The organism is Natronorubrum halophilum (genome assembly GCF_003670115.1).
Lineage (GTDB): Archaea > Halobacteriota > Halobacteria > Halobacteriales > Natrialbaceae > Natronorubrum > Natronorubrum halophilum.
In genome coordinates this window covers 1,052,181-1,077,683 of sequence record NZ_QQTY01000002.1, presented here as the reverse complement: position 1 = coordinate 1,077,683, position 25,503 = coordinate 1,052,181, and the positions used below count along the sequence as shown (strand labels likewise).

Genomic DNA, 25,503 nt, shown 5'->3' with positions numbered 1-25,503 from the left:
GCTCCCTCCTGTGTGGCGGTGAATCAAGCCCTCCCGCCGTCGTCCACCGGGGCCGGTTCGAGAAAAAGGGCAACGCTTTGGGCGTTCCAGCCCGGAGGACCTAGCAGTGACACTCCCCGATCGGTCCGCGCTGTCCCGTCGGGACTACCTCCGAAGCCTCGTCGCTGTCGGCGGCGCAACCGCGCTCAGCGCCTGCATGTCCGAGAGCGACGGGACCGACGTCCCTTCCGGAACGGACGACCCCGACGCGCTTCCAGCGCGACAGCACGCGTGGAACGACGCCCTGCCCCGAGACGACGACGGAAACGTTCGGCCGGCGGAACACCACGTTCTGGTTCCGCTCTCGCTGGATACGGAGCCGAGCGACGACGCTCGAGAGCGGGTCGAGGCGGCCCTCCGGGCGCTCGAGCGCGCCTACGAGCGGAGCAATGAGGGACTGCTCTTCACGCTCGGCTACACGCCCGCGTACTTCGACCGGTTCGACGAGCCGCTGCCCGAGGCGGTCGACCTCCCGGAACCGGAGGCGCTGGCCGCCGGGGAAGATCCGACGCTCGACGAGTTCGACGCCGTCCTTCACCTCGCCAGCGACCACTCGCAGGTCGTTCTCGAGGCCGAAGAGGGGCTGTTCGGCGAGCGGACCGAACTCAACGGCACCGACCTCGAGACCGACCTCACCGGCGCGTTCGAACGCGTAGACGACCAGCGCCGGACCGGCTTCGTCGGTGCGGGAATGCCCGCCGAGCACACCGACGTCTCGGGCGTTCCCGACTCGGTTCCTGAGGAGGCCCCGTTCTTCATGGGCTTTCGCTCCGGATTCGAGCGGAGCCAGGCGACCGAGGACCGGGTGACGATCGAAGACGGCCCGTTCGCGGGGGGGACGACGCAGCACATCGAGTCGATGGACATTCAGCTCCGAACGTGGCTCGAGCAGGACAGTCACTCCATGCGGATCAGGAAGACGTTCAGCCCGGAACACGCCGACGAAGACCTGGTCGGCGACGTCGGCGAAAAGCTGACGAACTCGAACGGGCTGACCGACGAGCGGATCGAAGCCACCGAGTCCGACGCGCGGAGCGGCGTCGTCGGGCACGCCCAGAAGGCCGCTCGAGCGAGAGAGGACGGCGAACCGCCGCTGTTGCGACGGGATTTCAACACCGTCGACGGAGGCGGTCCGGGCTTGCACTTCGTCTCCCTGCAACACGGGATCGGGGATTTCGTCCGCGTTCGCGAGGCGATGACGGGCGATGATCTCGCCGTCGGCCACTCGAATAACGGAATTTTGAGCTATCTCTTCGTCAACCGGCGCGGCAACTATCTGATTCCGCCCCGTTCGATTCGGGCGTTGCCGTCGGCGGCCCCATCTCCGGAGTAACGACGCACCGAGCCACCACCGCTCACGACCAGACACATGCACGAACACGATCCCGATCGACGAACGTTCCTCAAGCGAACAGGCGTCGCAACCGGGGCGCTCGCGCTGGCGGGCTGTCTCGGCGACGACGGCGAAGACGAGGACTCCGAGGAGAACGTCGACGACCTGCCCGGGTTTCCGATGGTTGAGGACCCGCCAGCGGCGGTCTATCTCCCGACGCACCGGGAATCGATGCGGATGCTCGAGCCGATCGAGGCCGGTGACTACACCCTTGCGCCGATGCTCTCGTATCCGCATCCGTTCTGGCTCGTCGGCGGGAGCGGGAGCGAGGACGAAGTCGAACGCGTCGTTCCCGAGCAGAGCCGGGGCGTCCACATGATGATTACCCTCTGGGACGACGAGACCGGAATCGTTCTGCCGGTCGACTCCGGTGCCGTGATCAGAGTCTCGCTGGACGGCGAGCAGGTGGGCTCGCCGACGTCGCCGTGGGCCATGATCTCCCAGCAGATGGGCTTTCACTTCGGCGACAACGTTCCCCTCGAGGGGGACGGCACCTACGCGGTCGAAGTCGAACTGCCGCCGCTTCCAGCGCGGACGGCCGGCGAACTCGAGGGACGGTTCACCGACGTCGAAACCGCGACGTTCGAGTTCGACTACGACGAGTCGTTCCGAGAAGCGGTCACGCAGGGCGTCGAGTACCTCGACGAGGAGGAGTGGGGAGCGCTCGGTGCCCTCGAGCCGATGACCCACGGCGAGAACGACGGCGACGACCACGGGGACGGCGACGGCGGCCACGGTGACGGCGGAGACGAACACGACGATCACAGCGACGATGGCCACGGTCAGGCTGCCATCCCCTACTCCGCGCTTCCGTCAGCCGACGCGTATCCGGGAACGCACCTCGAGCCGACCGACGACTCCGATACCGACCTTCCTCGAAGCGGCGACGCGGCGTTCCTCGTCACGCTGTTCGAGTCCGGTTCTCGACTGGCCGACGGCGACGACCGCTACCTGCTCGTCTCGCCGCGCACGCCCTACAACCGCGTCCCGCTCGCGGATATGACCATGAACGTAACGGTCGAGCGCGACGGTGAGACGGTCGCCGGCGCGGACGAAACGATCCTCGAGCAGACCATCGACAGCGAGTACGACCTCCACTACGGCGCGTCCCTCCCGGACGCTCGGCCGGGCGACGCCGTGACGATCGCGATCGAATCCCCGCCACAGGTCGCTCGCCACCAGGGGTACGAGACGGCGTTCCTCGAGATGCCGCCGCTCGAGTTGACGGTTCCGGAGCGCGAATGAGGATCTACAGCCAATGAAATCACGGGTCTCTCGCGTTTCGATCGTCCTGCTGATCGCGCTTTCGTGTAGCCTTATCGCTGGTCTCGCGTTCCCGATGATAGTCGGTGCCGGCGACAACGCGTCGATACTCTACACCGATCCGGGTGAGATCGACGCCGACCCAGGCGAGACCGTGTCGTTCGATCTCGTCGTACGAAGTCACGGCGATTACACCGGCGACGGAATCCACGAACTCTCGTTCGCGCTCGAGTACGATCCCGACGTGTTCACCGTGACCGACGTCGAACACGGACCGATGCTGGCCGACGGCGATTCCAACGCGACGGTCGATGGCACGGTCGAGATCGACGACGAGAACGGAAAGGTGACGGTCAACCAGGAGCGGACTCCCTCCGGCGACGGCGCAAAAGCGACCGAGACGGCGGCCACGGTCGAGGTCGCGGTCGCCGAGGACGCCCCGTCGACGACCGAGACGATCGGGATTGCAGACGCCGAGGCGATCCTCGTCAGCGACTATCCACAGCCGTCGGTGGAACGGAACGCCACCGTCCTCGTCGCCGGTGGCGATTCGGCCGAGCAGAACGACGATTCCATCGCCGGCTTCACGCTCCCGTTAACGCTGGCCGGGATCGGTGCGCTGTTGGTGCTGTGGAGCCGCCGCATCGGCTCTCAACCGTGATCGAGTCGGTCGGTAGCGGCGTTTCGATCGACCCGAGCGGGGACCTGCCGGTCGGCTGCAATGCCAACGTTGACACTCCCACGAGTGGGATACTCGAGCAATGAGTACGGCCGAGGTCGATATCTCGCGGACGAAGGCGTGGGTGATGGCTGCACGACCACAGACCTTGCCCGCGGCTGCAGCGCCGATAATCGTCGCGACGGGGCTGGCGATCCACGAGGGCGTGTTCGCCCCGCTTCCGGCGGTGATGGCGTTCGTCGGGGCGGCGCTGATCCAGATCGGAACCAACTTCGCGAACGACTACTACGACGCGATCAAGGGTGCGGACACGGAGGATCGGGAGGGGTTCACGCGGGTTACGCAGTCGGGACTCATCTCGCCGGCGCAGGTCAAACTGGCCACGATCGTGACGTTCGCGCTGGCGATCGTTACCGGAACGTACCTCGTCTACGCCGGCGGCGTCCCGATTCTCGTCGTCGGGCTCGTGAGCGTCTTCTGCGGGTGGGCCTACACCGGCGGCCCCTACCCGCTGGGGTATCACGGACTCGGCGACCTCTTCGTCTTCGTCTTCTTCGGGATCGTCGCCGTGATGGGCACGTTCTACGTCCAGGCCGCAGCCACCCTCGCGGAGCCCCTGGCGACGACGGTGCCCGAAGGGACGGTCACGCGAGAAGCGTTCGTCGCGAGTCTCCCCGTCGCCGGCCTCTCGACGGCCATCCTCGTCGTGAACAACATTCGCGACCGGAAAACCGACGCGGAGACCGGGAAAGGGACGCTCGCGGTTCGACTCGGCTACCGGTGGAGTCGCCTCGAGTACGTTTCGCTCCTCGCGCTCGCCTACGTCACGCCGCTGTGGTTCTGGCTCGGCGAGGGGTTCGGCCCCGGTGCGTTGCTCCCGCTGGTGACGCTGCCCTACGCGGCCGTCATCGCTCGAACGGTGTGTACGCGCACCGACGGCGAGGCGCTCAACCCCGCCCTCGAGGGGACGGGCAAACTGCTGGCGATCTACGCGGCGTTGTTCGCCGTCGGGGTGGTGGTGTGAACGACGGCTGCGACGAGAACCGATCGCTCGAACTCGAGTACCGGTCGTTCTCCCTCGAACTCGCCAGTCCGCTCGAGACGGCGAACGGAACGATCGACTCGCGAGACGGGTTTCTCATCCGAATCGTCGACGCGGCCTCCGACGGGAGCGATCCGGTGGTCGGCTACGGCGAAGCCGCGCCGCTGCCGGGCTGGACCGAATCGCCCGCGGACTGCGGGGCCGCCCTCGAGCGCGCCGGCGACGCGATTCGGACCGCGCCGAAGGAGGCGCTCGAGGCGGTCGCCGGGCAGGTCGCGGCCAGGCACGCGGTCACGCTCGCACTCGCGGATCTGCAGGCCACCCGCGAGGCGACGCCGCTGTACCGGCACATCGGGAAGGGACCCATGGTCGGTCGGGTGCCGGTCAACGCGACGATCGGAGACGGATCGCCGACCGAGACCGCTCGCGAGGCCAGCGAAGCCGTCGATCGCGGGTTCAATTGTTGCAAACTGAAAGTCGGCCGCCGGTCCGTCGACGCCGATATCGAACGCGTGCGGCGAACCCGCGAGGTCGTCGGCCCCGACGTCGAACTGCGGGTCGACGCGAACGAGGCGTGGACCTACGAGGAGGCGGTGACGGCCCTCGAGGCCTTCGACGAACTCGAAGTCTCGATCGCCGAGCAACCGCTCCCTGGAGGCTCGCTCGAGGGACACGCGGATCTCCGGGAGGCCCAGGGGGGCGACGGGGTTGCGATCGCCCTGGACGAGGGACTCCTCGAGCACGGGATCGACGCGATCTGCGAGGCCGAAGCGGCCGACGCCGTCGTCCTGAAACCCATGGCGCTCGGCGGCGTCGACGTCGCCCGCAAGGTCGCCGCGTGGGTTCAGGAACTCGAGATCACGCCGATCGTGACGACCACGATCGACGGCGTCGTCGCCCGGACGGGAGCGGTTCATCTCGCCGCATCGATCCCCGAGGTGCCGGCGTGCGGACTGGCGACGGCGAATCTACTCGCCGCCGATCTGGGTCGCGATCCCGTGCTCCTCGAGAAGGGAGCGGCCGTCGTCCCGCAGGCGAAGGGCCTCGGCGTCGAGGGGGTGTGGGCGGAGTGACGGGCGACCCGGTCGAGTGGCCGACTCGAGACCTCCTCTCTCACCGGACGGCGGCGACGCCCCAGCGGACGGCCCTGATCGACGACGGGACGGGGACGACCCTGACGTTTCGAGAACTCGACCGGCGCGCGGATCGTGTGGCCCGGAGCCTCGAGACGGTCGCCGCCGATCGCGATCGGAGCGATCGAACCCGGATCGGCGTCCTCATGGATACCAGGCCCGCGTTCGTCGCCGTCTTTTTCGCCGCGATGCGGACGGGAGTCACCGTCGTCCCACTGAACGTCCGCGAAACCGTCGGCGAACTGGCCGCGAAGGCCGATCGGACCGATCTCGCGGCGATCGTCTGCGAGCGCGATACCGAGTCGCCGGCCCTCGAACTCCCCACGGAGATCGATGCAGAAGGAAACTCGACACCGGTGCTGACGGTGGACGAACCGGCGACGGATCGGGCGCGACGATTGCGCCCGGCCGCTGGCGGTGAGAACGGGTCGGATTCGGATCGACGAACCCGGGCGTCTGTCGACCCCGTTTCGCTCGAGCGCGACGACACGCTGTTGCTCATGTTCACCTCGGGGACCTCCGGCGAGCCGAAGGGCGTTCGGCTGACGGTCGGAAACCTCGTCGCGAGCGCGACGGCCTCCGCGTTCCGGCTGGGCGTCGATCCGGCCGATCGCTGGCTGTGTTGTCTTCCCATGTACCACATGGGCGGACTTGCTCCCGTCCTCCGGTCGACGCTGTACGGCACGACGGTCGTCATCCAGCGAACGTTCGATCGCCACGAGACTCGACGAGTTCTCGAGGAGTACGCCGTTACGGGCGTCTCGCTCGTGCCGACGATGTGCAAACGGCTGCTCGACGCCGGCTGGGAGCCGACGGACGCGCTGCGATTCGTCCTGCTCGGTGGAGCCCCCGCCTCGAGCGAGTTGCTCGAGCGCTGTCGGGCGGCCGACGTTCCGGCGTATCCGACCTACGGGATGACCGAGACGGCGTCTCAGATCGCGACGGCCACCCCCGAAGCGACGGCGACCCGCGAGGGGACGGTCGGCCAGTCGCTCGTCTGTACCGACGTGACGGTCGTCGACGGGACGGGCGATCCGGTTTCAGCCGGCGAACCGGGGGAACTCGTGGTTTCGGGTCCGACGGTGACGCCGGGCTATCTCGGCGACGAGGTGACGGATGCGGCGTTCGGCGAGCGCGGACTGTACACGGGCGATATCGGCTACGAAGACGCGGACGGCTACCTGTGGGTGCTCAACCGACGGACCGATCGGATCGTGACCGGCGGCGAGAACGTCGACCCCGGGGAAGTGCTCGAGGCGCTGCGATCCCATCCGGCCGTCGAGGAGGCCGCAGTCGTCGGCCTCGAGGACCCGGAATGGGGCGAACGGGTTGGCGCGCTGGTCATCCCCGTCGACGGCGGCGGACACGAACCGGACGGGACGATCGATCTCGAGTCGATCCTCGAACACTGCGACGCGCGTCTCGCCGGGTTCAAGCGACCGAAGACGATCGGCGTCGCCGATTCGCTCCCCCGAACCGCGTCGGGAACCGTCGACCGCGACGCGGTTCGCGACCGACTGCTCGAGGCAGGAACGGACGGAAGTGAGCCGCGGTGAAAACGTAGCGGCGCGCCCTCGTGGCGTGGAACCGTAGTTAAGGCGCTGGCGCTCCTCTCATACTCCGTGTGTACACTCACTCTCGCCTGGCGAGTCTTCGACGATGCGCCGGTCGCGGTCGCCGCGAATCGGGACGAGTTCCTCGAGCGAGACGCGCTCCCGCCGGACATCTACCGCGAGGACCCGCTGATCGTCGCCCCGCGGGACGCCGAAGCCGGCGGCACGTGGATCGGATACAACGAACACGGGGTCTTCGCCGGTATCACGAACAAGTGGACCGACGCCGACCTCGCCGGGGAGCGCTCGCGGGGATTGCTCGTCGCCGACGTGCTCGAGGCCGAGTCCGCCGCGGCGGCGGCCGAGGTTCTCGAGGACGCGACCGAACGCGACGAGTACGACGGCTTCTACCTCGTGATCGCCGACGAATCGGCGGCCTACTGTTACCAGTGGGACGGCGAGCGGTCCCGGATCGAGTTCGAACCCGGCGTCCACGTCGTGGTCAACGTCGCCGTCGACGAGGTCGTCGATATCCCGACGATTCGGTCCGACGCGGCTCGAGTCCAGGCCGACAACGCTCGAGCGGTCCGCGAAACCCTGTCCGTCAGCGGCGACGAGTCTGTTTCGGCGTGGCTCGAGCGCGCCGGCAACGTGCTCGGCGATCACGAGTACGGCGTCTGTGTCCACGGGGACGGGTACGGCACGCGATCGTCGTCGTTGATCGCACTCGGGGTCGAGGGGCGGGGACGGTACTCGTTCGCGCCGGGACCGCCCTGCACGACGTCGTACGAACCTGTCGACCTCGAGCACGGCACCGAGACGGTCGCCTCCGCCGATAATTCCGACTGCGATGCCGAAGGGCACATTTAAGCGCCTCGATCCATCTCATACGCACATGGACGCACTCCTGCCTGTAGCGACGAGTACGGCGAGGTGGTCACCGTGAGCGTTTCCGCGATCGAAGCCGAACTCTCCGAGGACGAGCGGGCCGGACTCGAACTCGTTCGCCAGAGCGGTGGTATTCACCAGAGCGATTTTTGGAAGGAACTCGATGTCTCCTCGCGCAAAGGGAGCCGGATCGTCGAGTCGCTCGTCGAGAAGGAACTGGTCGATCGCGAGGAAACGGTGTACGACGGCCACAACACCTACCACATCACGCCGACGGCTCGCGATCTCGATTTCACCCTCCTGATGGCCGGCGACATGCTCTCGCCGTTTATCGGCGAGGAGGAAGTCGACGCCAACAACGACGCCTTCTCGCAGTGGATCATGAACCTCGCGTACGAAGAGTAGTTCCACCCGGCGATTGCGGCCGACTCGAGGGATTCTCCCGCTTCTCGAGGTCGAGTGGCGATCAGCGCGTTCTCGGCGGTTGTCAGTAGAGCGACGGCTGCGCCGGAATCAAAACGGTAGAACGAGGGCTACTCGTATGGCTCGAACCGTTCGATGAGGACGAACGGATCGCGTTCGTGATTGTAGTAGGACACATCGCCATCGATCGCCTCGATGAGTCGCCGATGGACTTCGCGTGCGGCCCGTCCTTCGTCGGGCGCGAGGTGGTGGCGACCGCGCATATCCGTCCAGAACCCGCCATCGAGCCAGAGGAGCGTTTCGTCGTTAGACTGGTAGACGACGTCACCCTGCTCTGTGAGGCCGTCGATCGCCAGTTGCCGTCCGGAGAGCTGTGCTCGAGCGAGCACGGCGACGAGCTGGCGTCGAGAGACCGAGGCGTGGAGTGCGACGTCGTCGATCGTCTCGTCGAAGTACCCCTCGACGAGGTCACATGCTCGGGAGAATTCGTCAAATTCGACCTGTTGATCTTCCGTGATTTTCATTGGGCGGTCACCGAGCAACTGGTTCGGTACGATTACTGTTAGACAAATTAGTATATATAAGTATCTTTCACCGAACTGCACGCCGCGAACAGCGTCACTCGAGTGCGCTTGCGGCGCGGATCAGTCGCCGTTCGCCGAACGCCGGGCCGACGAACTGGAGTCCGACCGGGAGGCCGTCGGTCTCGCCGGCGGGCACCGAGATAGCCGGAAGATCGGCGAGGTTCACGGGGACGGTGTTCGCGTCGGCGAGGTACATCTGGAGCGGGTCGTCGAGGCTCTCGCCGAGTTCGAACGGCGGCACCGGCATCGTCGGCGAGGCGAGGACGTCCGCCTCCGAAAGCGCGTCGTCGAAGTCCTGTTTGACCCACGCTCGGGCGTCCTGGGCCTTCTTGTAGTACTTGTCGTGGTAGCCGGCCGAGAGGGCGTAGGTTCCGAGCAGGATACGACGCTTGACCTCGTCGCCGAACCCTTCCTTGCGAGTCCGTGCGAAGGTCTCGTTCCAGTTCCCGTCGGCGTCGGCCGAGTGACCGTAGCGGACGCCGTCGAACCGCGCGAGGTTCGAGGACGCTTCCGACATCGCGATCACGTAGTAGGCCTCGACGGCGTGCTCGACCGAGGGCAGGGAGACTTCGTGGTACTCCGCACCCTGGTCCTCGAGGTCGGCGATGGCGTCCCAGAACGTCTCGACGACGCCCTCGTCGGCCCCCTCGAGCAGTTCCGTGGGGACGCCGATCGAGAGGCCGTCGACGTCGCCGGTGGCGGCGTCGGCGTACGTTCCGTCGATCTCACCGTCGGAATCCGACCAGTCGGCACCCTCGTCGTAGGGCGGTTCGCGGGTGGTCGCGTCGTGCTCGTCGGGACCGGCGATCACATCGAGCAGGGATGCGGCGTCCTCGACGGTGTTCGCGAAGGGACCGATCTGCTCGAGACTGTTGCCGTAGGCGACCAGTCCGTAGCGCGACACCAGCCCGTAGCTGGGCTTGATCCCGACGACGCCACAGAAGGCGGCCGGACAGCGGATCGACCCGCCCGTGTCCGAGCCGAGTGCGACGTCGGCCTCGCCCGCGGCGACAGCGGCGGCGGAGCCGCCGGAGGAGCCGCCGGGGACGTGACCCGGTGCAGCGGGGTTGTCCGTCGGGCCGAAGAACGAGGTTTCGGTCGTCGTCCCCATGCCGAACTCGTCCATGTTCGACTTGCCGACGATGGTCGCTCCGGCCTCCTTGAGACGGGAGACGACCGTCGCGTCGTAGGGCGGGACGTACTCCTCGAGCATCCGCGAGCCGCAGGTCGTCCGAACGCCTTCGGTCGAAATGTTGTCCTTGACGGCGACGGTCGTGCCCGCGAGCGAGCCGTCGTCTCCGCCTTCGATCGTCGTTTCGGTAATGAAAATATCGTTCGACATGATCAGGAAACGTTCGGCCCCTTGAAGTAGCCGTCCTCGGTCTCCGGTGCGTTCTCGAGCGCTTCGTCGCGCTCGAGCGAGTCGCGTCCCTCGTCCGGTCGCATCACGTTCGTCAGGTCGGCCTCGCGGTCGACCTCCGGCACCTCGTCTAACGTCTCGAAGTACTCGAGGATGTCCGCGAACTGTCGCGTGAACCGGTCGACCTCGTCGTCCGCGAGATCGACGCGAGCCAGCTCCGCGACGTGGCGGACCTCCTCGGGACTGACGGCGTCGTCGCTCATGCTTGCTCGCACTTGCCAGCGGGGAGTAAGGGTTTCGATACGCGTACACGCCGCGGTCCCGCGATCCGTAATTCGATCCGTCCCGCGACGTTCGATCGGGGCGGCGTGACGCTCGAGCGCGGACGTTGTACGGCAGTCGCGCGTTCATCTCGCAATACTATCGAAGAATTTAAGTGACTGCGATACCAGGGAATGATCCACGACAGTACGTTTTCAAGCGATCGTTGTGATTCAACACAATGCCTGATACCACGATCCGAACCCAGAGCGGCAAGCGACGCCAGCACGAGTCAGACGAGTCACTCGGGCAAGCGGACGAGCAAGCCCGAGAGCAGTGTCCGGAATGTGCCGGACAGCTCATCTCCGACACCGAACACGCTGAAACCGTCTGTGCGGACTGTGGTCTCGTCGTCGACGAGAGTGAGATCGACCGCGGGCCGGAGTGGCGAGCGTTCGACTCCGCCGAAAAGGACGAGAAATCCCGCGTCGGGGCGCCGACGACGAACATGATGCACGACCAGGGCCTGTCGACGAACATCGGCTGGCAGAACAAAGACGCCTACGGGAAATCCCTCTCGACCCGTCAGCGCCAGAAGATGCAACGGCTGCGCACCTGGAACGAGCGCTTTCGCACCCGCGACTCCAAGGAGCGCAACCTCAAGCAGGCCCTCGGCGAAATCGACCGAATGGCCAGCGCGCTCGGTCTCCCGGAGAACGTCCGTGAGACCGCCAGCGTGATCTATCGCCGCGCGCTCGAGGAGGATCTCCTCCCCGGGCGATCGATCGAGGGCGTCGCGACGGCCTCGCTGTACGCGTCCGCCCGTCAGGCCGGCACGCCGCGCAGCCTCGACGAAATTTCGGCCGTCAGCCGCGTCGAGAAGGACGAAGTCGCCCGGACGTATCGCTACGTGATCCGGGAACTCGGCCTCGAGGTCCAGCCGGCCGATCCGGAGAGCTACGTGCCGCGGTTCGCCAGCGATCTCGAACTTTCGGATGAAACCGAACGCCGGGCTCGAACGCTGCTCTCGACGGCGAAAGAACAGGGGATCCACAGCGGTAAGTCGCCGGTCGGCCTCGCCGCCGCCTCGGTGTACGCCGCCGCCCTGTTGACCAACGAGAAGGTCACCCAGAACGACGTCAGCGAGGTCGCCAGCATCTCCGAGGTCACCATCCGCAACCGGTATCACGAGTTGCTCGAGGCCGAAGAGAACGCCCCGGCCTGAGCCGTCGGCTTTCCCGGTACCGGTTCTCGCCCGCCTGCAATACCGTCTTACTGAAGTTAGTTCGCGACTAACCGGTACGTCGAAGCTGATAATCACGACATACTGAATATCATCTCCCGTGATTCGTCTCGCATGAACTGCGATAACTGTGCGTCGGCAGAGGTCGCGTACACGCTCACGACTCACGTCGAGAACGACCCGACGGAGCGTATCGATCTGCACTTTTGCTCGAGCGACTGCCTTCGCGTCTGGACGTGAGGCGGGAGACCGTCGACTTCACGGCGCATTGTAAACCGCAGAACGGCCCGCCGGATACCCGTCGCGACGATTACCGCCCGTAGGCTCTGTTGAAATCCTGTTAGTCCGACACTCTCACGCTGAAACAGCTATTTGGTGGGCGTGCGGACACGCCGTTGAGTTACTTAACCAGCAATACTTGCATCCGAGCGTTTATATTTCTGTCAGACAGCATAGCCCGCATGACTGGTAGTGGCACCGTCGAACGAATTGTTATCGCACCTGAAGCCGAAGCGGAGATGGAAGAACAAACCGACGTCGAAGCGGTCGCCGGGAAGGGGCTCCGAGGTGATCGCTACTTTAGCGGGATCGAGACGGGGACTTTCGTCGAGTGGGAGTCAGACGAGGAACGCCGTGATGGATACGACCTCACGTTGATCGAGCAGGAGGCTGTGACAGCAATCGAACGTGAAGCGGGAATCGAACTTGCACCGGGAGAACACCGACGGAATATTGAAACCCGTGATGTCGCACTCAATCATCTCGTCGGACAACGATTTCGAGTCGGTGACGCCATCTGTCGAGGAGACCGACTGTGTGAACCGTGTAACCACCTTCAGCGCATCACTCAAGACGGCGTATTGCAGGCACTCACTCACCGAGGTGGGCTCCGAGCGGACATTCTTGAAGAGGGGATAATTCGCCTCGGAGACGCCATCGAGCCGCTCGAATAACCCGGACGAAGCCTGATGCGTCGACGGCGCGGGAAGTTCAGTGAGGTTGATAGTGCTCCAAACACGGGATACCTCGATGAGTTCGTCGAGGAGTAGCGAGCCGCGGCACGGCGCGCTAGCTGAAATGACCCGGCGACGAATCGGAGCGACTGGGACTTCGGCGGAGTCAGCGTCCAGTTATACTATCGGCTACGCTTGTAACTCCTCGAGGTTTCAACGGAGTCCGCCCGGAGTAAATGGACGGCCGTTCGGACTCGAAACGACATCGTAAGCTGCCCGCGTTTGGGGGGTTGGGATCGCTTTGAGGGCCACCAGCCCTATCGTTTCACGTCCGCTCCCGAACGGATTTCACTGATCGCGTTGTCAGCGTACGTATGGCCGCTATTTCGACGGAGCGCTACGAGACGGGTGCAACCCTCCTCTCGTCGGTCGAGGCGGAGTCGACCGTTCGAACCGTCAACGGGGTCGAGTTGCACGTCGTCGCGGCCGGCGAGCGATCCGATCCGCTGGTCGTCTTGCTCCACGGCTTTCCTGAGTTCTGGTACGGCTGGCGACGCCAGATCGAACCGCTCGTCGACGCCGGCTATCGGGTGCTCGTTCCCGACCAGCGCGGGTACAACCTGAGCGAGAAACCGTCGGGAGTGCGGCCGTACCGAACCTCCGAGTGCTCGCAGGATATCGTCGAGTTGATCGCGAGCGAAGGGCGCGACAGCGCCCGCGTCGTCGGCCACGACTGGGGCGGTGCAGTCGCCTGGGACCTCGCGCTTCGACGCCCCGAAGCGGTCGACCGACTCGCGATCGTCAACGCCCCGCATCCGGTGGTCTATCGCCACCACCTGCTCTCGAATCCCGAACAACTTCGGCGAAGCTGGTACGCCTTTTGCTACCAGCTACCGTGGCTCCCCGAACTCGCCTGCCGGGCCGGAAACTTCGCCCTGCTCGAGCGAGCGCTCCGGGAGACCGCCGCACCGGGAACGTTCACCGACGCGGCGTTCGACCGGTATCGCCGCGCCTGGCGTCGAGACGGCGCGCTCACGGCGATGCTCAACTGGTACCGGGCGGCGGGACGGTATCCGCCCTCGCTGCCTCGAGAGCGGATCGACGCCCCGACGCTGATCGTCTGGGGAACGGACGACTTCGCGCTGACGACCGAACTGGCGATCGACGCCGACCAGTACTGTGAGAACAGCCGCCTCGAGTTACTGCCGGAGACGAGCCACTGGGTCCAACACGAACGGCCGGAACGACTGACGGAACTGCTTCTCGAGGCGTTCGAGAGCGATCGCTGAGACCGTCGGCTGTGGCTGTTTCTCGAAGTGATTTCCAGACAGTGTCGGCCGCGGTGGGCGAGAACGGTTTCGGCGGACCGATCGCCACCGTTGACGTTCGGGCCGCGGTGGGGCGGGCGTTCGATCGAACCCGTTCGATGGCGGGTTCGATGGGGCGACATTCCCACCGGTTGGGAACCGGCGTGAATATATTCTACGGGACGGCGTCTAGTATCGAACGGAACACGTTCGCATGGCTCAGGCAACACTCACAATCACGATGCCCGAACAGGTCTGGATTCAACAGCTCTCGACGGCGTATCCGACGGCGACCTTTCGGGTACTGGCGGCGGTCCCCGGATCCGAGACCGGATTCGCCCTCGTCCGGATCGCCGGCCCGGACGCCGGCAACGCCGTCGAGGATATGGAGGACCATCCACAGATCACCGAACTCACGCTGGCCCAGTGGAGCGACGACGAGGCGACGGTTCACTTCGAGACGACCGAACCGCTGTTGTTGTTCTCCTCCCGAGAGTCGGGAATGCCGATCGAGCTTCCCGTCGAGATCATCGACGGCGAGGCGACGGTCGAGGTCACCGGCTCTCGAGACCGTCTCGCCAGGCTCGCCGAGCAACTCGAGCAGTTCGGTCTTCAGTATCGGATCGAACACGTTCGCGAGCGACTCCACGAGAGTCAGCTCCTCTCGGAGCGACAGCTCGAGGTCGTCGTCGCCGCCGTCGAGGAGGGCTACTACGACACGCCGCGACGCTGTTCGCTGACGGAGCTCGCGGGAGAGTTGGGCATCGCGAAATCGACCTGCAGCGAGACGCTCCACCGGGCCGAGGAGGCGATCATCAAACGGTTCGTCGGCGATCTCCCGGGGATCGGTGCCAACGACTCGCTCGAGGATCAACTCGCGACGGGTTGAGCAGTCGCCTCGCCCGCCAGAACGAGCAGCGCCGTCGTCTCCGCCTGTACCGCACGCTCGATATCCCGTGCGCCGTCGAACCTGATACCGCCGTCGGCGAGCGTGAGCCGAATCGTCCTGAGATCACCGTCGAACAGCCGTGCGTGTGGGGCTCCTCTCGAGGATACCGTGGTGTTGCGTTTCCATCGGCGACTGGATACCGTCGCAAACGTGTCTGTGACGTGACTTAAACTGACCGAGTTATTCACAAACACCAACACAGTTGTCGGACGGGTCCCCGGCCAAACGTGTCGTTCGAGTTGATTGCTAACTGCTCACGAATACCGTCCAGTACAGGCCGCATCTACTATAGGCCTATTTATACCTACGAACATGTTCGCATCGATTCTCACGCCATGGAAATCGGGTCTATACTTCAACGTCATCTAGTTATGAGTCCCGTGTAGAGGATCCACATATGACCGTATTCACTTGTGTGTCGGCGTGTAACTATTTCGTATCGAACGGATTCTCGTCCAGAGGTGTTCGACCAGAATGAGCACGGACGACGAATCATTCCACCCGCTCGGAAAAGAGTGGGAGACCGAACTCGAGGGAATGCTCGATGAGACCGAGTATGACAGCGATCTCGGTATGCAGATGGCCAAGGACGCGATGCGGGTCACGAAGGGCGAGCTCTCCGAGGCCGAATTTCACGAGAAGTATCACGACGACGTGATGTCGGAGTTCGACGTCGACGACCGTCCCACCGAAGCAGCATACGAGAAGGCCCAGGAAGAGAAAAAGGGCACCGCGACTCGAATGCTCGAGGCCTTCGACGGCGACGGCGAAGAGAGTCGCCGCGACGTCATGAAGAAGATGGGCGTCGGTGCGACGGCCGTCGGGATCGGCGCGTGGGGCGCGACGGACGACGGCCCCGAAATGAATCTCGGTGCGGCCGACGAACAGGGCTACGGCGACGTCGAAAACGAGGGCAAACAGCTCGGGATGGTTCTCGACCTCGAGCAGTGCGACGGCTGTCTCTCCTGCGTGACTGCCTGTCAGGAAGAGAACCAACTCGACCAGGGCGTCAACTGGATGTACATCCTCGAGTACGAGGAGCCTGGCGAGGAACCCAGCCAGAGCCGGAACCGACTCATCCGACCGTGTCAACACTGTACCGACGCCCCCTGCGAGAAGGTCTGTCCGACGACGGCCCGTCACACCCGGGACAAGGACGGCCTCGTCCTGACCGACTACGACGTCTGTATCGGCTGTCGGTACTGTCAGGTCGCCTGTCCGTACGGCGTCAACTACTTCCAGTGGGACGAACCGGACGTTACGACGGGCGAGATTGAAGATCACGCCGAAGAAAACGATATGAACGGCGATCACATGACAGACTCCCGTGGTCGCTGGGTCGACAGCCGCGCGCCGCGTGGCACGATGAGCAAATGTACCATGTGCCCGACCCGACAGGACGGCCACATGGGCGACGAGAAGGTCGGAACGACGGCCTGCGAGGACGCCTGTCCGCCGAACGCGATCAACTTCGGCGACATGAACGATCCCGAGAGCCGACCGCAGCAGTATCTCTCGAACGTCGTCCAGACACGTGCAGCGAACGACGTCGACGGCGAAAGCCCCAACCGAGAGGAGGTCGCGTCGGCGTACGACTTCGTCAACGGCGATATCGAACTGCTCGACGTCTCGTACATCGACGGCCCCTGGGAGAAAGACGTCATCGAGGGCGTCATGTACTTCAACGAGGAGGTCGAGGCGACCGATCTGCAGTACCTGATCGACGCCGAGGACTACGACAGCGCCGAGGAGGCGGCGTCCGCCGCCGACGAGGAGCTTCGATCCGTCGTCGAAGACGTACTCGATGACGAGTTCGAGGACGACGACCTTTCGGACGACGAACTCCAGACGCTCGTCGATGCCGTCCTCGGTGAGACCTCCGAGGACGACGTCGATTCGGAGCGCTTCGACCGTGCGATCGGCGCACTCGACGCCGTCATCGCCGACTCCGAGCAGAGCGTCCAGGATATCGTCGATCGCTACGAGTCCCGCGAGATCACGCCGGCCGAAGTCGAGGAAGCGCTGCTGATCCTCAACGAGGAAGAAGAGGAGCCGTGGGTGACCGAAGCCGGTATCACCGACGAGGAAACCGCAGAGCAGGCCCTCGAGGCCTACGTTGGCGGCGATTCGTCGACGTTCAAGCTGCTCGAGGACGTCGGGACGAACCCGAACGTCACGTATATCGGCAACGAGCCCGGTCCGAGCGCCGAACAGGTCGACGGACCGGTCGCGTACGAGGACGTCGGGCTTACGGACAACCGCAAGGAAGTCCTCGACGAGCAGACAGTCGGTGACACGGGGTGGTCGTTATGAGCACCAAGACGCCGACCGAAGCCGACATCCTCCGGCCGGTCAACAACGTCTCGAAGCGGTATCTGGTCGCGTTCGGTCTCGCTGCGCTGGCTCTCGCGGCGTTCCTCGTCGCCTGGATGTATCAGTTGTACATGGGGATGGCCGTCACCGGTCTCTCCGACTGGGGTTCCGGCGGCGGCGTGACCTGGGGACTGTACATCGGCGCGTTCATCTGGTGGGTCGGAATCGCCCACGGGGGGATCATCCTCTCGGCGGCCGTCCGCCTGCTCGGTATGGACCGGTACATGCCCGTTGCGCGCCTCGCCGAACTGTTGACGATCGCCGGCCTCTCGGCGGCCGGCTTCTACATTCTGGTCCACATGGGTCGTCCGGACCGGATGGTCACGAGCGTGCTCGGTCACTACCACATCACCGTTAACAACTCGCCGCTGGTGTGGGACGTTACCGTCATCACGGCCTACTTCGTGCTGACGGCGACCTACCTCGCACTCACGCTTCGATACGATATTACGCGACTGCGCGATCAGCTTCCCGACCACTTCTCGCCGATCTACAATGTCATGACCCTCGGCTACACCGAGGACGAAGACGAAGTCGTCGAGCGAATGGTCTGGTGGCTCGCGCTCGCGATCATCATCATGGCACCGCTCCTCCTCCACGGCGGTGTCATTCCGTGGCTGTTCTCGGTGCTTCCCGGCATGCCAGCCTGGTTCAGCGCCGTCCAGGGGCCACAGTTCCTCACCATCGCGCTCACCTCCGCGATCAGCGGCGTGATCATCGTCGCCTACGCGTTCCGTCGAACGTACGACTGGGATCACATCATGACCGATGACGTCTTCCGCGGACTACTCCTGTGGCTCGGCTTTTTCTGCCTCCTCTTCCTTTGGTTGCAGCTCCAGCAGAACGTCGTTGGCCTGTTCAAGGCGCCGGTCAACGTCGGCGTTGCTCGAGAAGCGACCGTCAACCACCCGGTTTATCAGGTCTCGATGGGACTGGTCCTCGCGACGCTGGCGTACATCTTCGCGCAGACGATCCGCCCGTCGCTGTTCACCAAGGCGCGGGCCCTCTTGGCTTCGTTCGCCGTACTTTCCGCGACGCTGGCCGAGAAGATACTGTTCGTCGTCGAGGGCTTCCTGCACCCGACGTTCGATATCTACACGGCAACCCCCGGCGAGTACTTCCCGAGTGCGATCGAGTGGCTGTCGCTGGTCGGAACGACCGGACTGGTCGTGTTGATGTTCCTCGTCGTCTCGAAAATCGTGCCGGTGGTCGAACTCCACGCGGTCGAACACCTTCGTGGCGACCATGCTCACGATCACGGAGAACCGGATGCTGAGCCGACCGAACAGGAGGTGAAAGCATGAGTCTCCCGCTTTCGACGGTCCTGTACCACGGGTTCGACGGTACCGAAGGTCTGACCGGGTTCCCGAACATCGGGACCTACCTCATCTTCGCGCTCATCCTGGTGCCGGTCTACATCATGGTCATCTCGTGGTTCGCCGGCAAGCCACGCGACACGAGAACGGAGCTACTCGGCGTCTCCTATCTCGTCGGCATCACGGCCCAGATGTGGATCGGGATGTTCATCCTGACCATGATCATCGCCGTCGTCTTCTTCGGCGGGCTGCCGGAACCGATCGGTTCGACCGGGCCGTCCATGGAATCGCCGATCTTCGGCTTCCTGTAACCCGCTCGCTGCAAGCGGTCACGTCCGCCTGCAGTGATTTTCGGACCCTGTTTTTTCGCTCGATTCACCGCTGTGAGAGCAGTATCTACCCAGAATAGACCTCTCGTCGCCGCTGAGCGTCATTGCGTACCTGCGCCCACGTCGGTACGACCCGTGTGTGACTCGCTTCCGATCGACGCGCGTTACCGCTCTCCGTGGTCGCGCGTGATTACGTCCCTGCATGGTCAGGGGAAACCACGACCCTGCCGGGTGTAAAACCACGTGTATGGCGCTCGTCGACGTTCTGGCGACGGTCCTCTATCACGGATTCGAGGGTACGGAGGGGTGGACTGGCTTTCCCAACGAGGGGACCTACATCATTTTCGGCGTGATCCTGGTTCCGATCTACATCATGATCATCGCGTGGTTCACCGGATTGCCTCGAGACACGAGAACGGGCCTGCTCGGCGTCACCTATCTCGTCGGAATCGCCACGACCATGTGGATCTCGATGTTCGTCATGACGGTGTTGATCGGCATCATCTTCTACGGCGGAGTGCCAAGCTTCTGACGTTATAGTAGGGCGGTTGACGCGCGAAATCGTCGGTTGCGTTCTCGCTTCGTCACTCGCGGTTCTCCCGCTCGTCGACGGCCTCGAGCACCGAACCATCACACGTATCCCGTTCCGATACCTTATGCTCACTAACGCACACTACGCACCATGAGTATCACAGAACACGAACTCAAGATCGAACTCGAGGGAATCGAGGACCCGGATATCGGCGAAGATATCGTCTCGCTCGGCCTGGTCAACGACGTCACGATCGAGGACGAGACGGCCAAGATCTCGCTCGCGTTGAACGCGCCGTATGCGCCCTCCGAGATGGAACTCGGGAATCGGATCCGCGAGGTCGTCGGCGAGGCCGGCCTCGAGGCCGACTTGCGGGCACACACCGGCGCGGAACACGGGTTCGACGACGAGGTGCTCCCGCGGGTTCGCAACGTCATCGCCGTCTCCTCGGGGAAGGGTGGCGTCGGGAAAACGACGATCGCCGCGAACCTCGCCGCGGGTCTCGAGCAACGCGGTGCCATGGTCGGCCTGCTCGACGCCGATATCCACGGACCGAACGTGCCGCGTATCCTGCCGGTCGAGAGCGAGCCCGGCGTCACGCCGAGCGAGGACATCGTTCCGCCCCGATCGGACGGCGTCCGAGTTATCAGCATGGGCTTCATGATGGAAGAGGAAGACGACCCCGCGATCCTCCGCGGGCCGATGGTCAACAAGTTCATGCTGAAGTTCCTGGAGGGCGTCGAGTGGGGTCGCCTCGACTACCTCATCGTTGACCTGCCGCCGGGAACGGGTGACGCGACGCTGAACCTGTTGCAGTCGATGCCGGTGACGGGCTCCGTCGTCGTCACGACGCCACAGGAGATGGCGCTCGACGACACCCGAAAGGGGATCCAGATGTTCAACAAACACGACACGCCGGTGCTCGGCGTCGTCGAGAACATGAGTTCGTTCGTCTGCCCGACCTGCGACGACGAGCACGGTCTGTTCGGCACCGAAGGGGCACAGACGATCGTCGACAAGTACGACATCCCGCTGCTCGGCCAGATCCCGCTCCACCCCGACTTCGGTGCCGAGGGGAGCGAGGGCGCGCTGGTCAAGGACAACTCGAGCCCGGTCCAGGAGATCGTCGAGGAGTTCGTCGCGGAGGTCTCCGACCGAATCGGTGAAGTCAACCGCCGCACGGTCGCCGACAACGTCGGCGACGAGGAGCCCGAAAACGCGCTGCCGACCGAGACCGAAGACTAGAGCAGCCGCTGACTTCAGTTGTGACGATCGTATCGCTGCCCGCGATCACCGCGGCGAGAATCGACGCTCGCGGTTCTGTGGTGCCGTTATTTCGACGCTGGAACGACCTCGAGAGCGACCGGAACCGGCGACGTCAAGGTGCTTCGTCGTCGACTTCCCACTCGAGCGTCACCGTGATCTCCTCGCGCGGCCCGCCGAGCATCGGCGAGCGCTCCTCGACTTCGATCCCGTACTCGATCTCTCGTGACGGGGATAACGTCAGCGTCTTGTTCCCGATACGAACCTCCGCGGGTCCCTTGCTGCGGAGTTCGCGAGCGAGTTCCTGGATCAGATCCGCCGCTTCCTCTCGTGAGACCTCATCTTCGGTGGCGGTCGTTTCTCCCATACCGAATGGACCACCGAGTGAACATAAATAGGTTGGCTACGAATCGGCAGGCAGGTCCGTGGTCGCGACGGGTTTTCGGCCGGAATATCAACGGTCACGAACGACTGGCGGCGACGGTCGATCGCATCGAATCCGCGGAAAGCAGCGACGGGCTCGCCCTCGAGAGCCGGTCACGAGCCTGCGTCACGCCGCTGGCGGGTCCGTATCTTCCTCGAGCAGCGACTGGACGTACTTCGTGACGTGGTCGTCGATCCGGCGCTTGTAGCCGGCCTGTCTGGCGAGGCGATCGAGTTCGCGGGCGACGAGACTGCCGTACTGGACGGCTTTTTTCTCTCGATAGGCGATCTCCGCTGGGAGCGAGTCGGCCGCGACGAGACGAAGCGCGCGCTTGCGCTCCGTTTCGTCGGCCAGCAGTTCGTCCGGCAGCCGAAGCGCCGCGTCGACGACGGCGTCGTGTAACAGGGGCGCAACCGGCGCGAGCCCCGTCGCTTCGATCGCGTGGACGTCTCGTGGAAGCTGTTCGGACAAGCTCTCGATCTGCTCGCGCACCGCGCCGCGGGTCGTTTCGGCGTCGACGCGGTGATCGAGGCGGACGACCTTCTCGTAGCCGCCGAACAGTTCGTCCGCGCCCTGGCCGACCGCCAGCGCGTCGAAGCCGTCGGCAGCGACGCGTTCGCCGACGAGGTACAGCGGCAGCGCGATCTGGACGTCCATCGCGTTCGTGCGCCCCGTCGCGCGGGCGACCTGCGGAACGGCGCGCTCGAGGTCGGCCGGCTCGAGGTCGACGACGGTCAGTTCGCGTCCCATCGCGTCGGCGGCCGTCTTGGCGGCGTCGACGTCGTGGCTGTCGGGGAAGCCGACGACGTACAGCGGTGCGTCGAGGAGTTCGGCGACCAGCGCCGAGTCGACGCCGCCCGAAAAGGCGACGGCGATATCGCGGTCGGCGGCTCGAGCCTCGCTCGTCGCGGTCCGGATCGCGCTCGAGAGCCGCTCGAGGGCGGCGTCTCGATCCGGTTCGGGCTCCGGCGCGGGGAGCGTCCAGCGGCGCTCGGGTTCGGCGTCGGGCTCCACCAATTCGAGCGTTGCGCCCGGCGGAAGCGCCACCGGATCGTCGAGGACGGCGGGTTCGAACGCCCATCGTGAGCCCGGCTCGGTCGTCGAATCGCGGTCGGTCTCGACGTAGAGCGGGACTCGACCGAGGACGTCACGAACGAGGGTTTCGTCGAGTTCGCCAGCGAAACCGGCCGTTCCCGGCAGCGGATCGGCGCGCTCGAGCGCCGTTCGAACGGTCTCGGGGTCGACGCCGCGCAGCGTCATTGAAACAGCCCCAGGACGGAGTTCCTGACGCGCCGGGAGACGCCGCCGGCGGCCTGCCGGAAGCTGATTCGCCACGGCGTTCGCTTGCCCTCGACGGAGGTCCGACCCTCGCGAATGGCCTCGAGAATCGCGTCGGCGCTACGCTGCTCGGCGTCAACGCGGGTGACGGCCTGGCCGACCATCTCGCTGATGTGGGCGTCGCTGCCCGCGGTCATCGGAAGGTCTCGAGACTGCGCGAAGCGTTCGGCCTGTCGGTTCGCCCGACCGGTAAGGAGCCGCGAGTTGTAGATCTCGATCGCGTCACCGTCGGCGAGTTCCTCGCGCGTGATCCGGGCCATCACGCCGTGACGGGACTCCTGAAACGGGTGGGGAATCACCGCCAATCCTCCCTGCTCGTGGATCGCCTCGAGGGTCGATTCGTAGGAGAGGCCGGGCGGGACCGCCTCCTCCAGTCCGAATCCGAGGATGTGGCCGGCCTTGCTCGAGATTTCCATGGCCGGAATGCCGATCAGACCGTACTTGGGGGCCAGTTCGGCGGCGGCGAGGCTGGCATCGATTTCGTCGTGGTCGGTCACCGCGATCGCGTCCAGACCGACGGCTTCGGCCTGTTCTAAGATCAGTTCGACCGGGTCGCGGCCATCGTACGACAGCGACGAGTGGGCGTGGAGTTCAACCGACAACACGGGTCTATCCCCCCTTCGTGTGGACCGATCAAAAACGCCTCGATACGCGTCATTCACGAAACGCACACGATCGCTCGAATGTGCGAACCGGATTCTCGACCGAGCGTTCGCCGCGGGAGAGCGGCCGAGGGGACGCTCATTCGCACCTCGCGTCCTCGAGAATCCGGTGTACGAACCGCGACTTCCGTTCGGTGTAGGACTGCCGGTCATCCGGGAACTGCGCCGCCAGCGTCCGCTTCAACCGCTCGTAGGCCGCCGCGGCGTCTGGATTCGCGCGAAGGTGATCGCGGAACAGGAGTTGCTCGCGATGGGTATCGCTTCCGCGCTCGGTTATCGAGAGATAGCAGGTTCGAGTTGCCGGCGGACCCTTGGCAAAGAAGTGTCTGTCCGGAACCGAGTCGGGGATCGGTACGTGTAGCTTTGGCCCTCGAGCAGCGAGGACCAGGTTTCCGCGCTACCGATCTCGTCGACCACAACCAGGATGTCGACGATCGGCTTCGCGATCAGTCCTTCGACCGCGGTGCTTCCGACGTGTTCGATCGCGACCACTTGATCGTCCAGCGCTGACCGTAATCGCTCGGCTTCGTCCTCGAACAGTCGCTCCCGCTCGGGGGAGTGTTCGGCGAGTCGGACGGTCCCGCGCTCTAAACCGACCATACTCACCGTCTCGGAACGAGAATAAAAGAATCCGGTGTTCGAACGGCACCCGCGGAGCTACTCGTCGATGTCGAGTTCGACCAACTCGAGCGCGCGATCGAGGTGACAGACCTCGTGTGGCGGGTCGCCGAGGATGTCGCGAATGCGATACTCCTTGTCGAACGCGACGGCATCGGGTTCGCAGTACTCGTGGCTCGGACACTCGACGTAGGGGCAGGTGCCGGGGAGGCTCGTCTTGCTGCCGGCGAACGCACCCTTGGAAGTGATGTTCGCGCGCACGGAGACGGGTTCGACCTCGACGGCGCGGACTCCGTTGTCGTGCATGGCGCACTCGAGGGTCTGGGCGTTCTCCCGAACCGAGGTGATGCGGTACTTGGTGTCCGTCTCCAGATTGAGACACTGGCTCCGGTAGGGACAGCCGGCACAGCCGTCGGCCTCTCCCTGGTAGACGAATTCGGTCCCCGGATCGGCGAGACGGGACCCGACGAGCGTAACGGTCGACATGGTAGCGGGTAGTTGCCGGTCGCGGTTAAGGCTCACGTCCGGCGGCCGACGGCACTCGAGGCGGGACCGGTGGGATCACGCCGGTTCGGCGCTCGATTCCTCGTCTTCGTCGCCGGAGTCGGTCAGTTCGTCCAGTCGCTCGAAGTACATCTCGCGGGGAACCTGGTAGAGCCCCCGGTAGTCGATCTCACCGTCGGCGAACGCTCGAGCGAGTTCGAGCGCGCGCTCGAGTGCGTCACTCCGCGTCGAAAACCGTTCGTTCTCGGCCGAAACGTCGGGCTCGAGATAGAACGTCACGTACCAGTCGTCATCGTCACCCCGACTGGTCGGGTTGGTTCCGGGACGGCGGGTCCGCTTGCCGCGGGTCACATAGAGCGTCGGCAAGCAGGGGGCTGGGAAGTCATCGCCGTTGAAGACGTCCGGCCGGTACGCGAGCACGAGTCTCCCGTCCTCGCCGTGACTCCAGACGTCCCACCCGTTCTGGAGGGACGAGAGCGGCGGGTCGGGATCGGCGTCCGAGTTCGTCATGGTAACCGGTAGGGTCGGTGTCCCTAAATCCTCGTCGGGCTGGCGACCGAACGCGGCCCTCGTGCGAACCGCGCGTCGATCGCGCGCGAGCGATGCCGGCCACTGCTGGCCGGTAATTTATGCCAATTTCCTCCGAAAATGGGCCATGTTATCGAATATCGGTCTATGATTCTGGCAGCATTTTCCTGTAAATAGCTTCTGATAAATACCTTTTGGGGCCAAGGCTAAGTAGCTGGATTACTCACTCATTAAATACTATCGGTATCCGTTCGCCGGACCGACCCACTTCGCGCCCGTCCCCGGCGCGCGTTGTGTCACGACACCCGTGATACGGTTGTCGCACAACGGTACGTGGTGATCGATCACATATGGCACGACAGACCGCCGCCCGCTGCAGTTCGGCACGTTTCGCGAGCCTCTCGCCCGCAGCGTCCTCCGAACCAGTGATGTGTGTCTGTCGGGTGACGCGGTTCGACGGATTCCGACGGTTCGGCCACGATGCCACGGTTGGTCGAACGACGTCCGCTCCGAACACGGTCCGTGTGAGCACGGACGATGCAGACG

At 64.7% G+C, this 25,503-nt stretch carries 27 protein-coding genes and 2 pseudogenes; 18 read left to right on the top strand and 11 right to left on the bottom strand.

The annotated features are described in order from the left end of the window. The first annotated feature begins 106 nt into the window (after window positions 1-106). The 8 genes from DWB23_RS11445 to DWB23_RS11410 all read left to right on the top strand — a co-directional run bounded on the left by DWB23_RS11445 (window position 107) and on the right by DWB23_RS11410 (window position 8,395). Window positions 107-1,372, top strand: coding sequence for a DUF7405 family protein (locus DWB23_RS11445; protein ID WP_121742915.1), 1,266 nt, complete (start codon window positions 107-109; stop codon window positions 1,370-1,372). Window positions 1,373-1,408: 36 nt separating this feature from the next. Next, a complete protein-coding gene (locus DWB23_RS11440) occupies window positions 1,409-2,677 on the top strand; it encodes a DUF7350 domain-containing protein (protein ID WP_121742914.1) in 1,269 nt (422 codons plus the stop codon). A gap of 13 nt (window positions 2,678-2,690) precedes the next feature. Beyond that, window positions 2,691-3,356, top strand: a complete 666-nt coding sequence (locus DWB23_RS11435; RefSeq protein WP_121742913.1) for a cohesin domain-containing protein — start codon at window positions 2,691-2,693, stop codon at window positions 3,354-3,356. Between the two features lie 100 nt (window positions 3,357-3,456). Next, window positions 3,457-4,398, top strand: a complete 942-nt coding sequence (locus tag DWB23_RS11430) for a 1,4-dihydroxy-2-naphthoate polyprenyltransferase (RefSeq protein WP_121742912.1) — start codon at window positions 3,457-3,459, stop codon at window positions 4,396-4,398. After that, window positions 4,395-5,489, top strand: coding sequence for a mandelate racemase/muconate lactonizing enzyme family protein (locus tag DWB23_RS11425; protein WP_121742911.1), 1,095 nt, complete (start codon window positions 4,395-4,397; stop codon window positions 5,487-5,489). The genes DWB23_RS11430 and DWB23_RS11425 overlap by 4 nt, the downstream gene beginning before the upstream one ends. Next, window positions 5,486-7,105, top strand: a complete 1,620-nt coding sequence (locus DWB23_RS11420) for a class I adenylate-forming enzyme family protein (protein WP_121743093.1) — start codon at window positions 5,486-5,488, stop codon at window positions 7,103-7,105. Before DWB23_RS11425 ends, DWB23_RS11420 begins: the two co-directional genes overlap by 4 nt. Before the next feature lie 66 nt (window positions 7,106-7,171). Beyond that, the gene (locus DWB23_RS11415) at window positions 7,172-7,972 is read left to right on the top strand and encodes an NRDE family protein (protein ID WP_121742910.1); all 801 of its coding nucleotides are present in this window, start codon (window positions 7,172-7,174) and stop codon (window positions 7,970-7,972) included. 72 nt (window positions 7,973-8,044) lie between these two features. Further along, window positions 8,045-8,395: a helix-turn-helix transcriptional regulator gene (locus DWB23_RS11410; protein WP_121743092.1), complete on the top strand. Its 351-nt coding sequence runs from the start codon at window positions 8,045-8,047 to the stop codon at window positions 8,393-8,395. A gap of 128 nt (window positions 8,396-8,523) precedes the next feature. Here DWB23_RS11410 and DWB23_RS11405 read toward each other — a convergent pair whose 3' ends face one another. From DWB23_RS11405 to gatC, 3 genes are all read right to left on the bottom strand, one after another. Continuing rightward, window positions 8,524-8,937: a hypothetical protein gene (locus DWB23_RS11405; RefSeq protein ID WP_121742909.1), complete on the bottom strand. Its 414-nt coding sequence runs from the start codon at window positions 8,935-8,937 to the stop codon at window positions 8,524-8,526. A gap of 94 nt (window positions 8,938-9,031) precedes the next feature. After that, the gene (gene gatA / locus DWB23_RS11400; protein WP_121742908.1) at window positions 9,032-10,339 is read right to left on the bottom strand and encodes an Asp-tRNA(Asn)/Glu-tRNA(Gln) amidotransferase subunit GatA; all 1,308 of its coding nucleotides are present in this window, start codon (window positions 10,337-10,339) and stop codon (window positions 9,032-9,034) included. A 2-nt stretch (window positions 10,340-10,341) separates the two neighbouring features. Beyond that, on the bottom strand, window positions 10,342-10,620 hold the full coding sequence (gatC, locus tag DWB23_RS11395; protein WP_121742907.1) for an Asp-tRNA(Asn)/Glu-tRNA(Gln) amidotransferase subunit GatC: 279 nt from the start codon (window positions 10,618-10,620) through the stop codon (window positions 10,342-10,344). 239 nt (window positions 10,621-10,859) lie between these two features. Here gatC and DWB23_RS11390 point away from each other — a divergent pair, with 239 nt between their 5' ends. The 3 genes from DWB23_RS11390 to DWB23_RS11385 all read left to right on the top strand — a co-directional run bounded on the left by DWB23_RS11390 (window position 10,860) and on the right by DWB23_RS11385 (window position 12,814). After that, window positions 10,860-11,843, top strand: a complete 984-nt coding sequence (locus tag DWB23_RS11390; protein WP_121742906.1) for a transcription initiation factor IIB — start codon at window positions 10,860-10,862, stop codon at window positions 11,841-11,843. 132 nt (window positions 11,844-11,975) lie between these two features. Further along, window positions 11,976-12,101, top strand: a complete 126-nt coding sequence (locus tag DWB23_RS23740; protein ID WP_275086302.1) for a hypothetical protein — start codon at window positions 11,976-11,978, stop codon at window positions 12,099-12,101. 221 nt (window positions 12,102-12,322) lie between these two features. After that, the gene (locus DWB23_RS11385) at window positions 12,323-12,814 is read left to right on the top strand and encodes an MOSC domain-containing protein (protein ID WP_121742905.1); all 492 of its coding nucleotides are present in this window, start codon (window positions 12,323-12,325) and stop codon (window positions 12,812-12,814) included. On the opposite strand, the pseudogene DWB23_RS11380 reads toward DWB23_RS11385, so the two are convergent. Then, window positions 12,797-12,984 (bottom strand): annotated as a pseudogene (locus tag DWB23_RS11380) (IS5/IS1182 family transposase); the annotation flags it as partial. The gene DWB23_RS11385 and the pseudogene DWB23_RS11380 sit on opposite strands and share 18 nt — an antisense overlap. 204 nt (window positions 12,985-13,188) lie before the next feature. Here DWB23_RS11380 and DWB23_RS11375 point away from each other — a divergent pair. Continuing rightward, window positions 13,189-14,103, top strand: a complete 915-nt coding sequence (locus DWB23_RS11375; protein WP_121742904.1) for an alpha/beta fold hydrolase — start codon at window positions 13,189-13,191, stop codon at window positions 14,101-14,103. Window positions 14,104-14,335: 232 nt separating this feature from the next. Next, entirely contained in the window at window positions 14,336-15,010 is a 675-nt protein-coding gene (locus DWB23_RS11370; RefSeq protein WP_121742903.1) for a helix-turn-helix domain-containing protein, read from the top strand. On the opposite strand, the gene DWB23_RS11365 is transcribed toward DWB23_RS11370, so the two are convergent. Beyond that, complete coding sequence (locus DWB23_RS11365; RefSeq protein WP_121742902.1) at window positions 14,992-15,258, bottom strand: hypothetical protein; 267 nt, start codon at window positions 15,256-15,258, stop codon at window positions 14,992-14,994. The genes DWB23_RS11370 and DWB23_RS11365 overlap by 19 nt on opposite strands. A gap of 286 nt (window positions 15,259-15,544) precedes the next feature. Here DWB23_RS11365 and DWB23_RS11360 point away from each other — a divergent pair, with 286 nt between their 5' ends. From DWB23_RS11360 to DWB23_RS11340, 5 genes are all read left to right on the top strand, one after another. Beyond that, a complete protein-coding gene (locus DWB23_RS11360; RefSeq protein ID WP_121742901.1) occupies window positions 15,545-17,383 on the top strand; it encodes a 4Fe-4S ferredoxin N-terminal domain-containing protein in 1,839 nt (612 codons plus the stop codon). Next, window positions 17,380-18,747: an NrfD/PsrC family molybdoenzyme membrane anchor subunit gene (gene nrfD / locus DWB23_RS11355; protein WP_121742900.1), complete on the top strand. Its 1,368-nt coding sequence runs from the start codon at window positions 17,380-17,382 to the stop codon at window positions 18,745-18,747. Before DWB23_RS11360 ends, nrfD begins: the two co-directional genes overlap by 4 nt. Further along, a complete protein-coding gene (locus tag DWB23_RS11350) occupies window positions 18,744-19,070 on the top strand; it encodes a hypothetical protein (protein ID WP_121742899.1) in 327 nt (108 codons plus the stop codon). The genes nrfD and DWB23_RS11350 overlap by 4 nt, the downstream gene beginning before the upstream one ends. 265 nt (window positions 19,071-19,335) lie before the next feature. Further along, the gene (locus DWB23_RS11345; protein WP_121742898.1) at window positions 19,336-19,620 is read left to right on the top strand and encodes a hypothetical protein; all 285 of its coding nucleotides are present in this window, start codon (window positions 19,336-19,338) and stop codon (window positions 19,618-19,620) included. A 150-nt stretch (window positions 19,621-19,770) separates the two neighbouring features. Continuing rightward, window positions 19,771-20,865, top strand: a complete 1,095-nt coding sequence (locus tag DWB23_RS11340) for an Mrp/NBP35 family ATP-binding protein (protein WP_121742897.1) — start codon at window positions 19,771-19,773, stop codon at window positions 20,863-20,865. A gap of 133 nt (window positions 20,866-20,998) precedes the next feature. Here the strand turns inward: DWB23_RS11340 and DWB23_RS11335 are convergent, their stop codons facing one another. The 6 genes and pseudogenes from DWB23_RS11335 to DWB23_RS11310 form a co-directional block, all read right to left on the bottom strand. Further along, the gene (locus tag DWB23_RS11335) at window positions 20,999-21,250 is read right to left on the bottom strand and encodes an amphi-Trp domain-containing protein (RefSeq protein WP_121742896.1); all 252 of its coding nucleotides are present in this window, start codon (window positions 21,248-21,250) and stop codon (window positions 20,999-21,001) included. Between the two features lie 183 nt (window positions 21,251-21,433). Further along, window positions 21,434-22,567, bottom strand: coding sequence for an asparagine synthetase B family protein (locus DWB23_RS11330; protein ID WP_121742895.1), 1,134 nt, complete (start codon window positions 22,565-22,567; stop codon window positions 21,434-21,436). Beyond that, entirely contained in the window at window positions 22,564-23,250 is a 687-nt protein-coding gene (locus DWB23_RS11325) for a PHP domain-containing protein (RefSeq protein WP_121742894.1), read from the bottom strand. The genes DWB23_RS11330 and DWB23_RS11325 overlap by 4 nt, the downstream gene beginning before the upstream one ends. A 136-nt stretch (window positions 23,251-23,386) precedes the next feature. Continuing rightward, window positions 23,387-23,907, bottom strand: a pseudogene (locus DWB23_RS23870) (GrpB family protein). A 57-nt stretch (window positions 23,908-23,964) separates the two neighbouring features. Then, window positions 23,965-24,411: a UPF0179 family protein gene (locus DWB23_RS11315; RefSeq protein ID WP_121742893.1), complete on the bottom strand. Its 447-nt coding sequence runs from the start codon at window positions 24,409-24,411 to the stop codon at window positions 23,965-23,967. Window positions 24,412-24,486: 75 nt separating this feature from the next. After that, complete coding sequence (locus DWB23_RS11310) at window positions 24,487-24,939, bottom strand: DUF5820 family protein (protein WP_121742892.1); 453 nt, start codon at window positions 24,937-24,939, stop codon at window positions 24,487-24,489. Between the last annotated feature and the right edge of the window lie 564 nt (window positions 24,940-25,503).

Excerpts from the sequence above, each read along its gene's own strand:
- DWB23_RS11440 (WP_121742914.1), top strand. The coding sequence starts at position 1,409 with ATGCACGAACACGATCCCGATCGACGAACGTTCCTCAAGCGAACAGGC.
- DWB23_RS11435 (WP_121742913.1), top strand. The coding sequence starts at position 2,691 with ATGAAATCACGGGTCTCTCGCGTTTCGATCGTCCTGCTGATCGCGCTT.
- DWB23_RS11430 (WP_121742912.1), top strand. The coding sequence starts at position 3,457 with ATGAGTACGGCCGAGGTCGATATCTCGCGGACGAAGGCGTGGGTGATG.
- DWB23_RS11405 (WP_121742909.1), bottom strand. The coding sequence starts at position 8,937 with ATGAAAATCACGGAAGATCAACAGGTCGAATTTGACGAATTCTCCCGA.
- gatA (WP_121742908.1), bottom strand. The coding sequence starts at position 10,339 with ATGTCGAACGATATTTTCATTACCGAAACGACGATCGAAGGCGGAGAC.
- gatC (WP_121742907.1), bottom strand. The coding sequence starts at position 10,620 with ATGAGCGACGACGCCGTCAGTCCCGAGGAGGTCCGCCACGTCGCGGAG.
- DWB23_RS11390 (WP_121742906.1), top strand. The coding sequence starts at position 10,860 with ATGCCTGATACCACGATCCGAACCCAGAGCGGCAAGCGACGCCAGCAC.
- DWB23_RS23740 (WP_275086302.1), top strand. The coding sequence starts at position 11,976 with ATGAACTGCGATAACTGTGCGTCGGCAGAGGTCGCGTACACGCTCACG.
- DWB23_RS11385 (WP_121742905.1), top strand. The coding sequence starts at position 12,323 with ATGACTGGTAGTGGCACCGTCGAACGAATTGTTATCGCACCTGAAGCC.
- DWB23_RS11375 (WP_121742904.1), top strand. The coding sequence starts at position 13,189 with ATGGCCGCTATTTCGACGGAGCGCTACGAGACGGGTGCAACCCTCCTC.
- DWB23_RS11370 (WP_121742903.1), top strand. The coding sequence starts at position 14,336 with ATGGCTCAGGCAACACTCACAATCACGATGCCCGAACAGGTCTGGATT.
- DWB23_RS11360 (WP_121742901.1), top strand. The coding sequence starts at position 15,545 with ATGAGCACGGACGACGAATCATTCCACCCGCTCGGAAAAGAGTGGGAG.
- nrfD (WP_121742900.1), top strand. The coding sequence starts at position 17,380 with ATGAGCACCAAGACGCCGACCGAAGCCGACATCCTCCGGCCGGTCAAC.
- DWB23_RS11350 (WP_121742899.1), top strand. The coding sequence starts at position 18,744 with ATGAGTCTCCCGCTTTCGACGGTCCTGTACCACGGGTTCGACGGTACC.
- DWB23_RS11345 (WP_121742898.1), top strand. The coding sequence starts at position 19,336 with ATGGCGCTCGTCGACGTTCTGGCGACGGTCCTCTATCACGGATTCGAG.
- DWB23_RS11340 (WP_121742897.1), top strand. The coding sequence starts at position 19,771 with ATGAGTATCACAGAACACGAACTCAAGATCGAACTCGAGGGAATCGAG.
- DWB23_RS11335 (WP_121742896.1), bottom strand. The coding sequence starts at position 21,250 with ATGGGAGAAACGACCGCCACCGAAGATGAGGTCTCACGAGAGGAAGCG.
- DWB23_RS11330 (WP_121742895.1), bottom strand. The coding sequence starts at position 22,567 with ATGACGCTGCGCGGCGTCGACCCCGAGACCGTTCGAACGGCGCTCGAG.
- DWB23_RS11315 (WP_121742893.1), bottom strand. The coding sequence starts at position 24,411 with ATGTCGACCGTTACGCTCGTCGGGTCCCGTCTCGCCGATCCGGGGACC.
- DWB23_RS11310 (WP_121742892.1), bottom strand. The coding sequence starts at position 24,939 with ATGACGAACTCGGACGCCGATCCCGACCCGCCGCTCTCGTCCCTCCAG.